At 64.6% G+C, this 12,128-nt stretch carries 12 protein-coding genes; 8 read left to right on the forward strand and 4 right to left on the reverse strand.

Annotated features, from left to right (window positions below; translation table 11 throughout):
• Positions 1–90 precede the first annotated feature (90 nt).
• Positions 91–513 carry a cupin domain-containing protein gene (locus tag CK221_RS27990; protein ID WP_095780071.1) on the forward strand — a complete coding sequence of 141 codons (423 nt, stop codon included), beginning with the start codon at positions 91–93 and terminating at the stop codon, positions 511–513.
• Positions 514–655: 142 nt separating this feature from the next.
• On the opposite strand, the gene CK221_RS27995 is transcribed toward CK221_RS27990, so the two are convergent.
• Positions 656–1,063 (reverse strand): nuclear transport factor 2 family protein, encoded by a 408-nt coding sequence (locus CK221_RS27995; RefSeq protein ID WP_095780072.1) that lies wholly within the window; start codon positions 1,061–1,063, stop codon positions 656–658.
• 184 nt (positions 1,064–1,247) lie between these two features.
• Positions 1,248–2,438 carry a Xaa-Pro peptidase family protein gene (locus tag CK221_RS28000; RefSeq protein WP_095780092.1) on the reverse strand — a complete coding sequence of 397 codons (1,191 nt, stop codon included), beginning with the start codon at positions 2,436–2,438 and terminating at the stop codon, positions 1,248–1,250.
• Positions 2,439–2,780: 342 nt separating this feature from the next.
• Here CK221_RS28000 and CK221_RS28005 point away from each other — a divergent pair, with 342 nt between their 5' ends.
• From CK221_RS28005 to CK221_RS28030, 6 genes are all read left to right on the forward strand, one after another.
• Complete coding sequence (locus CK221_RS28005; RefSeq protein WP_095780073.1) at positions 2,781–4,391, forward strand: ABC transporter substrate-binding protein; 1,611 nt, start codon at positions 2,781–2,783, stop codon at positions 4,389–4,391.
• A 116-nt stretch (positions 4,392–4,507) separates the two neighbouring features.
• Positions 4,508–5,494 (forward strand): ABC transporter permease, encoded by a 987-nt coding sequence (locus CK221_RS28010; RefSeq protein ID WP_095780074.1) that lies wholly within the window; start codon positions 4,508–4,510, stop codon positions 5,492–5,494.
• Positions 5,491–6,321, forward strand: coding sequence for an ABC transporter permease (locus CK221_RS28015; RefSeq protein ID WP_095780075.1), 831 nt, complete (start codon positions 5,491–5,493; stop codon positions 6,319–6,321). The genes CK221_RS28010 and CK221_RS28015 overlap by 4 nt, the downstream gene beginning before the upstream one ends.
• Positions 6,318–7,142: an ABC transporter ATP-binding protein gene (locus tag CK221_RS28020; RefSeq protein ID WP_095780076.1), complete on the forward strand. Its 825-nt coding sequence runs from the start codon at positions 6,318–6,320 to the stop codon at positions 7,140–7,142. Before CK221_RS28015 ends, CK221_RS28020 begins: the two co-directional genes overlap by 4 nt.
• The gene (locus CK221_RS28025; RefSeq protein WP_095780077.1) at positions 7,139–7,918 is read left to right on the forward strand and encodes an ATP-binding cassette domain-containing protein; all 780 of its coding nucleotides are present in this window, start codon (positions 7,139–7,141) and stop codon (positions 7,916–7,918) included. The genes CK221_RS28020 and CK221_RS28025 overlap by 4 nt, the downstream gene beginning before the upstream one ends.
• Positions 7,915–8,421 (forward strand): L-2-amino-thiazoline-4-carboxylic acid hydrolase, encoded by a 507-nt coding sequence (locus CK221_RS28030; protein ID WP_095780078.1) that lies wholly within the window; start codon positions 7,915–7,917, stop codon positions 8,419–8,421. Before CK221_RS28025 ends, CK221_RS28030 begins: the two co-directional genes overlap by 4 nt.
• Positions 8,422–8,501: 80 nt before the next feature.
• Here the strand turns inward: CK221_RS28030 and CK221_RS28035 are convergent, their stop codons facing one another.
• On the reverse strand, positions 8,502–9,794 hold the full coding sequence (locus CK221_RS28035) for an FAD-binding oxidoreductase (protein ID WP_176478011.1): 1,293 nt from the start codon (positions 9,792–9,794) through the stop codon (positions 8,502–8,504).
• A gap of 2 nt (positions 9,795–9,796) precedes the next feature.
• Complete coding sequence (locus CK221_RS28040; protein ID WP_095780080.1) at positions 9,797–11,170, reverse strand: glutamine synthetase family protein; 1,374 nt, start codon at positions 11,168–11,170, stop codon at positions 9,797–9,799.
• Positions 11,171–11,669: 499 nt separating this feature from the next.
• Between CK221_RS28040 and CK221_RS28045 the strand changes: the two genes are divergently transcribed.
• Entirely contained in the window at positions 11,670–12,110 is a 441-nt protein-coding gene (locus tag CK221_RS28045) for a GFA family protein (protein WP_095780081.1), read from the forward strand.
• Positions 12,111–12,128: the final 18 nt, after the last annotated feature.

The raw sequence follows: 12,128 nt of genomic DNA on the forward strand, positions 1-12,128 counted from the left end.
GCGCCGGCCACTTCCTCGCCTTCATCCATCTCGCCGCAGCTATGCTATGGATGCGCTGAATGTCGATTCAGCCTAGTAAGGGATGAGGCAATGGCCGACAAGAGCAAGGTGTTCGTTTATCCGAAGGAGGTCAGCGCCTTCGGCTTCGACTGGGGCAAGCTGGCGCTCACGGTCGCGCCGGAGGTGAACGGCGCGGAGCGCTTCTCCGGCGGCGTCGTCGACCTGCCGCCCGGCAAGGGGCACACCCGCCACAACCACCCGGGCGCGGAGGAGATCATCTTCGTGATTTCCGGCCATGGCGAACAGATGGTAGAGGACGAGAAGGGCAATCCGGTGGTCGCCAAGGTCGGTCCCGGCTGCACCATCTATGTGCCGGAAAGCCGCTTCCACTCGACGCTCAACACGGGCGATCAGCCGATGCAGCTTTTCGTCGTCTATTCGCCGGCCGGCCCGGAGCTGGCGCTGCGTGACCTGCCGGATTTCAAGCTGCTGCCGCGAGAGGCAAGCAATTGATGGCAAATCGCTTGCGGGCGTTATTCGCCCACCGGTTTGCTTCGCAATCACCTCTCCAGGTATGTATGGGGGCTACAGCAAACAGGTGTGCGGAGATATCGCGCACAGTCTCGTGCGAGTTGCCGCGAATAGCACCTCCAGGCTAAGCCCAGAATGCATCCCAGGCGTAGAGGTCGTAGAAGTGTTCCCGGCCATCGACTACCTTGCCGGCCCTGATGTCGAAGACGATGCAACAGAGCACATCAAGCTGTTTGCCGTTGCGTTCCCCGGTATTGCGATGGACGCCGACTACACGTCCGTCCTCACCTTCCATGACATGCAGAAGATTCGCCCTGAAGGTGCCAAGGGTTTGCCCGCCATAACGGCCGAACTGGGCAAAAGTCGCCTCACGGCCTTTGTAGTCCCCGGCGATCGGATTCCTTCCCGGGCTGTGCCACGTGCATTTCTCGTCGATGATTTGCGCAAGCGCGTCCATATCTCCGGAGTTGAAGGCGGCGTAACCCCGCCGAATGAGCTCGGAGTTCTGATTTCTTGATGTTACGTCTGCCATAACTTCCTCCTGCTACCGGCCCGACGTAATCGGTCTGGTAGGAGGCGCCGGGCCACAACTCAAGTCAGCAAGATACACCCAGGACGGCGGGCGCGCACGACGAAGCTTGTTTCCCATCAATCCGCAGAAGCCGCCCCGAGGTTTGAACTCGGTCATTCGGAGTGATTGGTTTCCCGAGCGCGCTCTAGGCTACCCCACCCCTGTTCCACCCACGCCCGCGATCGCCGAACATCGCATAGCCTGTGTCGGTCACCGCCACGGTATCCTCGAGCTTGATGAAGCCGCGCGTCGAGTGAAGCATGGTGGTCTCGACCGAAAGCACCATGTTCTTTTCCAGCGGCTTGGCCGCATAGGTGCCTTCATAGGTGACCGGATGGTTGGTCATCAAAAACGGCGCTTCATGCGTGATCAGCCCCATGCCGTGGGCGAAGAAATCCGTATAGGCCGCGACCTTGGAAGCCTTCAGCACGCTCTCGGCATGCGCGATCATGTCGCCGCCGAGCGTGCCGGCTTTGACCTTGGAGAACGCGGCCTGCTGCACCGACTCGATTTCGGACAGCAGATCCTCGAGCTCGGCATCCGGCTCGCCAAGAATACCCATGCGGCAGAGGTCGCCGATATAGCCGTGATAGTTGCCGCCGGAATCGATCGACAGCACCTCGCCCTGCTTCCACGCCTGGCTCGACGCAGCACGGTTGTGGCTGGCACCCAGTGTCAGCAGACAATATTCGAAATGCGCGCCGCGATTGGTCTCCTCGCGCCGTAACTGCTCGATGATGTCGGTCTTGGTCGTGCCCTCGCGCGCCCAGGCGATCGTCGCCAGCATCGAGTCGGTGATTAGTTCCGAGGCGGTGCGCAGCTTCTCCAGTTCGGCCTCGGTCTTGATGGCGCGCATGCGCTCCAGCATGCTGGTGGCATCGATCAGCTTTGCATCCGGCAGGGCCTTGCGGATCAGCGAGTAAGCGTCCGACGGCAGGAAAGCAGGCTCGATGCCGATGCGGGCAGCTTGCTTGCCGATCTTCTGCAGATGCTCGACGGCAAGGTTGGCGGCGTCGAGCGTGCCCCAGCAGGCCGCATGCAATGTCGGTGTCCAGAACGGATGGTTCTCGTGCTCGCCGCCTTCCATCTTATTGCCGATATAGGCCGCATGCTCCGGCCCGCCTTTTTCATAGAGGACGATCGGCAGGTAGCGGCTATGGCCGATGGCGTCCATCGCCGCGAAAAAGATGAACTTGTAGCCGCCGAGCAGATATTGCGTGTTGTGCTTGGAGGTGGCGAAAAGCACATCGATGCCGGCCTCCTCCATCAGCCGGTCCACCCGAGCCTGGTCGAACGGGATGCCGCTGGCCTCGGTTTTGCCCGGAGCGATGTTCATCATTCCCTCCCTGATTTCCTCGGCCGCTCAAGCAGTCAAACATCCTGAAACTGCCGTTTGCGGCCAAATCTGCACCATCTTGACCGTTCTGGTCCAGCCAGCGTTGACAGCATCCGCCTGATCCCGCCCTCTCCTACTTGGCTTGAGGCCGCGTACGGCTTAGTCTGGTCCTACCAGATAGTCGCGACCGCAGACCGAATATAACTGGTCCAGCGGACGAAAATTTCAGAGCCAAGCCAGCATGCGCCAAATCCGTCTCTGGCGAAACCTTTCCCAAGGGCCATAATCCCGCTGATTTTGAGGTTGCCCGCGCCGGTCGCGGGTGAAGAGGGGAGCTTGAGGATGTCCGGATTGCCGATTTCACGCCGCGGCCTGCTGGCCGGCTCGGCACTGCTTCTGGCCTCGACCGCGTTGCCGGCCATCGGCCGGGCGCAGACGCCGAAGAAGGGTGGCAGGTTGATCGTGGCCGCCGACTCCGAGCCGCGCAACCTCAATCCGGCTATTGTCGCTTCCAACGGCGTCTTCTTCATCTCCAGCAAGGTGGTCGAGACGCTGGCTGAGGCCTCCTTCGACGGCAAGGACGGGCTTCAGCCGCGCCTTGCGCTTTCCTGGGAAGGCTCGGCCGACGGCCGGTCGGTGACCTTCAAGTTGCGCGACGGCGTCAAATGGCATGACGGCAAGCCCTTCACCTCCGCCGACGTCGCCTTCTCCGCGCTGCAGGTCTGGAAGCCTCTGCAGAATCTCGGCCGCACGGTGTTCAAGGACCTTGAAGCCGTCGACACGCCCGACAAGCTTACGGCCGTGTTCAAATTCGCCAAGCCGACGCCGTTCCAGCTGATCCGCAACGCGCTGCCGGCATTGAGCAGCGTCGTGCCGAAGCACGTCTATGAGATGGGCAAGATCGAGGACAACCCGGCCAACAACGCTCCGGTCGGCACCGGCCCGTTCAAATTCGCCGAATACAAGGCCGGCCAGTACTATCGGCTTGCCCGGAACGATGCCTATTGGGACAAGGACGAGCCCTATCTCGACGAGATCGTCTACCAGGTGCTGCCCGACCGAACCTCTGCGGCTGCGGCGCTCGAGGCGGAAGAAATCCAGCTCGCCGCCTTCTCCGCCGTGCCGCTCGCCGACCTCGACCGCATCTCAAAGGTGCCGGGTCTGAAGGTCATCACCAAGGGCTATGAGGGGCTGACCTACCAGCTCGTCGTCGAGATCAACCATCGCCGCAAGGAACTGGCGGACCTGAAAGTGCGGCAGGCGATCACGCATGCCATCGACAAGGATTTCGTCGTCAAGACAATTTTCCTCGGCTACGCCGCGACCGCAACCGGTCCGGTGCCGAAGAACGATCCGCAATTCTACACTGCTGACGTCCCGATCTACCCCTTCGACGTCGCCAAGGCCAACGAGCTGCTCGACGAGGCCGGCTACAAACGGGCCGACGACGGCAAGCGCTTTGCACTGAAGCTGCTGCCGGCGCCCTACTTCAATGAGACCAAGCAGTTCGGCGATTACCTGCGCCAGGCGCTAGCCGTAATCGGCATCGACGCCCAAATCGTCAATAACGACTCGGCCGCCCATATGAAGGCGGTCTATACCGACCATGCCTTCGACCTCGCCGTCGGCCCGCCGGTGTTCCGAGGCGACCCGGCGATCTCGACCACCATCCTGGTGCAGAGCGGCATCCCCGACGGCGTGCCCTTCTCCAACCAGGGTGGCTACAAGAACGCCGACCTGGATTCGCTGATCGCCAAAGCGTCAGAGACGCTCGACACATCCGCCCGCACCGAGCTCTACAAGGAATTCCAGAAAATGGTGGCGGCCGACCTGCCGCTGATCAACGTCGCCGAATGGAGCTTCATTTCCGTCGCCCGCGACACTGTCGGCAACATCGCCAACAACCCGCGCTGGGCGGTATCGAACTGGGCGGACACCTTTTTGGCGGGTTGATCCGCACTTGCGGATTGCCTGCCTGGGTGCTGAGCTTTGAGAATGAGAGTTCCGTCGCGCCCCCCTCTGTCCTGCCGGACGCGGCATCCAAGGGTTGGCCCTGATATGGCGTCGCCATGACCCGAGCCCTCACCCTCCTGCGCCGCCGTCTCGTCGGCAGCGTCTTCGTGCTGCTGATCGTCGTCATCGGCAGCTTCCTGCTGCTCGAAGCTGCCCCCGGCGACGCGGTCGACGCCTATATCGTCTCGACCGGCGGCGATGCCGGCATGATCGAATTGCTGCGCCACCGCTGGGGCCTCGACCAGTCGGAGCTGACCCGGCTCGCCAACTATCTCTGGGCGCTCTTGCACCTCGACCTTGGCCAGTCCGTCACCTTCTCGCGGCCGATCCGCGACGTCATCCTCGAACGCCTGCCGACCACGCTCATCCTGATGGGCAGCGCCATCGCGCTCTCCTTCGGCCTCGGCTCGGCGCTCGGCATCTATGCCGGCGCGCGTCCCGGAAGCTTTCGCGACCGCTTCCTGTCGATCGGCTCGCTCGCGCTCTACGCCGTGCCGGGGTTCTGGCTCGGCCTTGTGCTGATCGTCGTCTTTGCCGTCGACCTGCGCTGGCTGCCGATCGGCGGCATCGAGACCGTCGCATCGGCCAAGACCGGGGTGGCGCGGGCCGGCGACATCGCCGCCCATCTTGTGCTGCCGGTCTCGGCGCTCGGCTTCATCTATCTCGCGCTCTATTTGCGCATGATGCGCGCCGGCATGGCGGAAGCCTGGCGGCAGGATTTCGTGCTTGCCGCCCGTGCCAGGGGCTTGCCGCGCCGGCGCATCGTGCTTGCGCATGTCGCCCGCAACGCGCTGCTGCCGCTGGTCACCATGCTCGGCTTGCAATCGGCGCAGATGCTGGGCGGCAGCGTTGTCATCGAAAGCGTCTTTGCCGTCCCCGGCCTCGGCCGGCTGGCGCAGGAAGCCGTCGCCGGACGCGACACGCCGCTGCTGCTCGGCATCATTTTGGTGAGCGCCGTGCTCGTTATCGTCATCAACCTCCTGGTCGATCTCGCCTACGCCTTCCTCGATCCGCGCGTCGGTGCCGGCGAGGCGGTCGCATGAAGAGGCTGCATCGCTTTTTCCAGACGCCGGAAGCGATCGCCGGCGCACTCATCCTCGCCTTGCTCGTCGCGATCGCGCTGGCAGCGCCGCTGCTCTTTCCGGACGACCCGCAAGCGATCGCCGGCCCGGCCTTGCTGCCGCCGTTGCAAAATTGGTCGCTGCCGCTCGGCACCGACCGGCTCGGCCGCGACCTGCTGGCCGAACTTTTCCACGGCGCGCGCACCTCGCTGGCGGTTGGACTAGCGGCGGCCGCCGCTGCGCTTCTGGTCGGCGCGGTGGTGGGCACGCTGGCCGGTTTCGCCGGCGGCCTGATCGACGAGGTGCTGATGCGCATCACCGACGCCTTCCAGACCGTGCCGAGTTTTTTGCTGGCGCTGGCCTTCGTCAGCATCGTCGGCCCCTCGCTTGGAGTGGTGATCGCGGCCATCGCGCTCGGCGCCTGGACCGGGCCGGCGCGGGTGGCGCGCGCGGAAGTGCTGTCGATCCGCGAGCGCGACTATGTCGCCGGCGCTCGCGTCATCGGCATGCATCCGCTCGAGATTGCCTTTCGTGAGGTGCTGCCCAATGCGCTGCCGCCGGTGCTGGCGCTTTCCTCGGTGATCGTCGCGGCCGCCATCCTCACCGAAGCAGCGCTTTCCTTTCTCGGCCTCGGTGATCCCAACCGCGTCACCTGGGGCGGCATGATCGCCGAAGGCCGCACTGTCTTGCGCACCGCGCCTTTGCTGTCGATCGTTCCCGGTATCGCGCTGGTGCTGACCGTTCTCGGCGTTTACCTCGCCGGCGAGGGCGTGGTGGAAAGCACCGCGGTACGCAGGAGCCTTTCGTGACTGCGCTGCTTTCGATCCGCGATCTGACGGTGCGGTATCGGCGCGAGGGCGTCGAGGTAACGGCGCTGAAGGGCATCAGCCTTGATGTGGAAGCCGGGGAACGCCTTGCGATCATCGGTGAGAGCGGCTCGGGCAAGAGCACGCTGGCGCTGGCGGTTGCGGGATTGTTGGCGGAAGCGGCCGAGGTTGGAGGTTCGATCGAGTGGCAGAAACCTCGATCGTCTCATTCCGTGACAGCTTCGCATTTTCAGCCCTTAGGTGGCCGCGACATCGGCTTCGTCTTCCAGGACCCCTCCTTCAGCCTCGACCCGGTGATGCCGGTCGGCAAACAAATCGCCGAGGTCGCACGCACGCATCTCAACCTCACCTGGCGCGAGGCCTATGCCAAAGCCAAGACCCTGCTCGGACGCGTCCGCTTGCCCGACTCCGAAGCCGCCTTGCGCGCCTATCCGCACCAGCTGTCCGGCGGCCAGAAGCAGCGCGTTGCAATCGCCGCGGCCATCGCCGCCGCCCCGAAACTGCTGATTGCCGACGAGGCGACCAGCGCGCTCGACACCATCGTCCAGGCCGAGATCGTTTCCCTGATCCGCGGGTTGGTCAACGAGGACGGCCTGACGCTCGCCTTCATTAGCCACGACATCGCGCTCGCCGCCACGCTCGCCGAACGCATCGCGGTGCTGCGCCATGGCGAGTTGGTCGAATTGGGCGACACGGACCAGATCCTCAACGCGCCGCGCCATGCCTATACGCGCATGCTGCTCGATGCCCATCTCGGCCTCGACGCCAAGCCGCTTCTTGACCGGCAAGGCGCCTCGGCATGACCGTGCTCGCCGTCTCCAATCTCTCCAAGCGCTATCGCCGCGGCGGCAAACCTTTTGCGGCGGTCGACGATGTCTCGTTTGAGATCGGCCCGGCCGAAACGCTGGCCGTCGCCGGCCCGTCCGGCAGCGGCAAGTCGACGATTGCGCGGCTGGTACTGCGCCTGCTAGAGCCCGACGCTGGGCGCATCCAATTCGAGGGCGCGGACTTGCTTATCTTGTCGGGCGCCGCGTTGCGCGCCCGCCGTGCCCGCCTCCAGATGGTCTTCCAGGATCCGCTCGCCGCCTTTAACCCGCGCTCCACGGTGGCGCGTGCGCTGGACGACCCGTTGCGCATCCACGGCATCGCCTCGCGCTCGGAGCGCCCGCGCCGCATCGCAGCTCTCTTGGAGCGTGTCGGCCTCGATGCCGGCCTTGCCGCGCGCGCGATCCACGAGATTTCCGGCGGCCAGCGCCAGCGGGTAGCGATCGCCCGCGCCATCGCCACCCGACCGTCGCTGATCGTCCTCGACGAGGCGGTCTCGGCGCTCGACGTTTCGGTGCGCGGACAGATCCTGGATTTGCTGCTCGACCTGCAAAGACAGGAACGGATCGCCTATCTCTTCATTTCGCATGATCTCGGCGTAATCCGCGCCCTCGCGCATCGCATCGTTCTCCTCGAAGCCGGCCGGGTCGCCGAGAGCGGCGACGCCCGCACCGTCATCGCCAGCCCGCAATCGGCGGTCGGCAAGGCGCTGGTGGCGGCAACCCCGAGGCTGAATAGGATCAAAACACCATGACCGACTCCGACGCAGCCATTGCCGAAAAACTGTCGCGCGAGCTCGACTCCGCCTTTCGCAACCGGGGCGATCTCTATCGCCTCTTCCTCGATGAGCTGACCGCCGCGCTTGGCGCCGAGAAGGCCGAAGCATTAATGATCCGCACCATCGAAAAGCGCGGCCGGGAAGTTGCAGCGGCCGCTTTCGCCGGTTTCGGCCCCAATGATGCGCTGGCGATCGGCGAGGCGTTCCTTTCCGTCAGCCCGGATGGCGGGCGCATGTATCCGACCGACGTCGAGCGCGGGCCGGACCGCATCGCTTTCAAGGTGAAGCGCTGCCCGCTGAAGGATGCCTGGATCGAGGCCGGCGTCGGCCAGGAAAAGCTTGCCACGCTCTGCCGCATCGCCGGCGCCTTCGACCGCGGACTGTTCGAAGCAACCGGCGTGCGGTTCGCCAACGTGACCTGGACGCCGGGCCACGGCTCCGGCTGCTGCCACATCGCGCTGACCAACCGCGACACCTAGCAAGCCGACGATTTGATTTTGGCGACGACGTGCAGTTTCGCGCTGGATTCGTCGCCGGCACCGACGGGAAAGTCGGCGCCTCAATGCCTGAGGCGATCCCGCATCGCATACCACAGCATGCCGAGCACATAGAGCGGCCCGCGCAGCGCCGTGCCGCCGGGGAACGGCAGCGGCGTCAGCGTCGAGAACAGGTCGAGCCGCGAGGCATCGCCGGTGATCGCTTCCGCGAGCAGCTTGCCCGACAGCGTCGACAGGATGACGCCCTTGCCGGAATAGCCATGCGCGAAATAAACCTCGCCATAATGCCCGACATGCGGCAGGCGCGACGTCGTCACCGACACGAGCCCGCCCCAGGCATGGTCGATCCGGCACCCCCTAAGCTGTGGGAAGGTCTTTTCCATATGCGGCCGCACGAAGCCGGCAATGTCGGCGGGCGGCGAGGGCGTATAGCGCTCGCCGCCGCCGAACAGCAGGCGGCCATCCGCGGACATGCGGTAGTAATTGACCACGAAAAGCGTGTCCGAAACCGCGGCGTTGGACGGGATGACGTTGCGCGCGCCCAACGGCTCGGTGGCGACGATGTAGTTGCCGATCGGCATGATGCGGCTGTTGACGCGCGGCTCGAGCCCGTTGAGCAGCGCATCGCCGGCCAGCACCACATGCCTGGCACGGACCGAGCCCTTGTCGGTGAACAGCCGGATAGCGGGCTCGCGCTCCAACCGGACAGCGACCGAGTTCTCGTGGATGGTGACGCCAGCGGCAGAAGCGGCCCTGGCGAGCCCCAGGGTGTAGTTCAGCGGATGCATGTGGCCGCCGAGCGTCTCGAAGGATGCACCGAGATAAGGCGTATCGACCATGCGCCGCGCCTCCGCCGCCGACAGGATCTCGACATGCGGGAAGTCCATCACCTTGGCGAGGCACTCGGCCTCCTCCTCGAATTCGCGCATGTCGGAGCCGTTGACCGCGCCGACCAGATGGCCGGTCAGCCGCAAGTCGCACTCGATGCCGTGGCGCTCGATAATGTCGAGCACCAAGCCTCTCGCCTCGAAGGCGAGGTCGAACAGCGCTTTCGCCCGCTCCGGCCCGAACGCCTTGACCAGCCCCTTGGCGCCCTTGCGCAGACCGGGGATTATCTGGCCGCCATTGCGCCCGGAGGCACCCCAGCCGATCTTGCCGCCTTCGAGCAGCACCACTTTAAGGCCGCGTTCGGCCGCATGGAGCGCCGCCGAAAGCCCGGTGCAGCCGCCACCGACGACCACCAGGTCGGCTTCTACATCGCCGGTAAGCGCCGGATGGTCCGGCGCCGCATTGGCAGTCGCCACATAATAGGATTTGCCGATATCAAGTCCGGAATTGAAACCCGTCGAAGCCATAGTCACACCTTGAGCAGCAGATGGTCGCGTTCCCACGACGTCACCACCGTCTGGAACAGGTCGAGCTCTACGCTTTTCACGCGCAGATAGGTTTGGAAGAAATCCTCCCCGAGTAGCGCCCGCACCGGCTCGCAGGCGGCGAAACGGTCGAGCGCTTCCTCCATGGTCTTGGGCAGCGTGCTCTGGCTGCGATAGGCGTTGCCGAAGGCTGCTTGCGAGCGGGCCAGCTTCTCCTCGACGCCCAGATATCCGGCGATCAGCGAGCCGGCCATGGCGAGGTAGGGATTGGCGTCGGCTCCCGGCAACCGGTTCTCCACCCGCCGCGCGGCGCGCCCGCCCATCGGCACCCGCAGGCCGCAGGAGCGGTTATCATGCGACCATTCGATATTGGCCGGCGCGCTGTGGCCCGGCCGGATGCGGCGATACGAGTTCACGTTGGGCGCAAGCAGCGGCATGATTTCAGGCACGTATTTCTGCAGGCCCCCGATGAAGTGCGCGAACATTTCTGTGTCCTCGCCGTCTTTGCCGGCAAACAGGGGCTCGCCGCCTTCGTCGATGATGGACATGTGAAGATGCATCGAGCTGCCGGCCTGCGCCGCGATCGGCTTCGCCATGAAGGTGGCGTGCATACCGCTCGCCTGCGCCGCCTGCCTGGCCATGCGCTTGAACAACAGCACCTTGTCGGCCAGCGCCAGCGGGTCGCCATGGAGGAAGTTGATCTCGAGCTGCGCCGTGCCGGATTCGTGGATCAGCGTGTCGAGCGGCAGGCCGGCCGCCGCGGCGTGCTCATAGAGGCGACGCGTCACCGCTTCGAACTCCTCCAGCGCCTGCATGTCATAGGGATGCTGCACGCTTTCCGGCCGTCCGTTGCGCCCGACCGGCGCGGTCAGCGGCCGGTCCGGATCGGGATTGGGCGCCGTAAGGTAGAATTCGAGCTCCGGCGCCATCACGGCGTGCCAGCCGCGCCGGCGGTAAAGATCGAGCACGGCCCTCAGCACATGGCGCGGCGAAGCCATCCACGGCCGGCCGTCCATGTGAAACGTATCGGCAAAGACATAGGCCTTGCCGTCTCCGCCGCCCGGCGCAACGCTGAGCGTCGACAGGTCGGGCACCATGCGCATGTCGGGGTCCTGATAGGCGAACCCTTCATCGATGGAGCCGGAATAGCGGCCGTCGATCGCGACCAGGAAAGCGCTGCTGGGCAGGTAGAGCGCACGGTCCTCGAGCGACTTCAGGAACTTGGCCGCCGGCAAGGCCTTGCCGCGCAGCACACCGTTGACATCGGGCACCAGGCACTCGACCTCGCTTATTCCATGCGTGGTCAGCCAGCTTTGCGGATCGGCGCTGGGAAATGAGGAATTCGGTTTGTCAGGCATCGGTCATGTCCGTACGAAGGAGAAGTCGCTTCGGCGGGCACGTCCGTTTCGGTTTGAGCGCTGAGTAAGCTACGTGATCTGAACGACGGACGCCCGCCTGATGGCCGGCCAACAGGCCGGATCGAGCGCTCCGCATACCCCCTCGGTCCAGCCGTCACGAACGACATGCGAACCGACCTTGGTCTCCTCCGCGCGTTGCAGATTCTCGTGCCGGCAACAGCGCATGACTAGTGATGCCCCGCTGAAAGACGATTTATTGCGGCCGAAATTGAAAACAGCCGAGAGCCGGAGCGGCTTTTTTCCATTTGCGCGGCAAACCTGTTCAAGGAACCTGGCCTATGGTTTGACCGATCGTTGCTTCCGGCGCAAGCCCACCCGATGGGGCCGCTGCGCGCGTTGCCCGCCCGAAGGAACCCGCTGCCGGTTTTGATGTTCCCACTGAGCACGCCACCGGCGCACAGCGCGGCCGACGGAATTCAGCACGATCAGGAGCGATGGGATGGAAAGCACGATCGAAACGGGGGCATGTTTTTGCGGGGCGATCGCGGCCGAGATGCAGGGCGATCCGTTCTGGATCTGCTTCGACCATGATGACGACTGCCGCCGGGCGATCGGAAGCCCGCTGACCATCTGGATCGGTTACCGGCCGGACCAGTTTCGCTTGACCCGCGGCCAGCCCAGGGAATTCTCGAAAACCCGGGGCATCGTCCGCAGCTTCTGCGAGAAATGCGGCACCTCGATCGCCTATCGCGACGAGGGACTGAACGATGAGCTTTATGTCACCATCGGCTTCTTCGACCATCCGGAGCGGTTTCGGCCACAAGCCCACGCCTATTGGCGGCTGCGTCTGCCCTGGCTGGAATTTTCCGACGATCTGCCGCGTATCGACACCTACTCGCGACGCCGCGATCCGGCATTTGGAAATCCCGTCGACCGGTAGATCGCTCGCCAAGCGCGC

The organism is Mesorhizobium sp. WSM3868 (assembly GCF_002294785.1).
Classification (GTDB): domain Bacteria; phylum Pseudomonadota; class Alphaproteobacteria; order Rhizobiales; family Rhizobiaceae; genus Mesorhizobium.

Bases quoted from the DNA above. Each gene is read 5' to 3' on its own strand.
- CK221_RS27990 (WP_095780071.1), top strand. From the start codon at position 91: ATGGCCGACAAGAGCAAGGTGTTCGTTTATCCGAAGGAGGTCAGCGCC.
- CK221_RS27995 (WP_095780072.1), bottom strand. From the start codon at position 1,063: ATGGCAGACGTAACATCAAGAAATCAGAACTCCGAGCTCATTCGGCGG.
- CK221_RS28000 (WP_095780092.1), bottom strand. From the start codon at position 2,438: ATGAACATCGCTCCGGGCAAAACCGAGGCCAGCGGCATCCCGTTCGAC.
- CK221_RS28005 (WP_095780073.1), top strand. From the start codon at position 2,781: ATGTCCGGATTGCCGATTTCACGCCGCGGCCTGCTGGCCGGCTCGGCA.
- CK221_RS28010 (WP_095780074.1), top strand. From the start codon at position 4,508: ATGACCCGAGCCCTCACCCTCCTGCGCCGCCGTCTCGTCGGCAGCGTC.
- CK221_RS28015 (WP_095780075.1), top strand. From the start codon at position 5,491: ATGAAGAGGCTGCATCGCTTTTTCCAGACGCCGGAAGCGATCGCCGGC.
- CK221_RS28025 (WP_095780077.1), top strand. From the start codon at position 7,139: ATGACCGTGCTCGCCGTCTCCAATCTCTCCAAGCGCTATCGCCGCGGC.
- CK221_RS28030 (WP_095780078.1), top strand. From the start codon at position 7,915: ATGACCGACTCCGACGCAGCCATTGCCGAAAAACTGTCGCGCGAGCTC.
- CK221_RS28035 (WP_176478011.1), bottom strand. From the start codon at position 9,794: ATGGCTTCGACGGGTTTCAATTCCGGACTTGATATCGGCAAATCCTAT.
- CK221_RS28040 (WP_095780080.1), bottom strand. From the start codon at position 11,170: ATGCCTGACAAACCGAATTCCTCATTTCCCAGCGCCGATCCGCAAAGC.
- CK221_RS28045 (WP_095780081.1), top strand. From the start codon at position 11,670: ATGGAAAGCACGATCGAAACGGGGGCATGTTTTTGCGGGGCGATCGCG.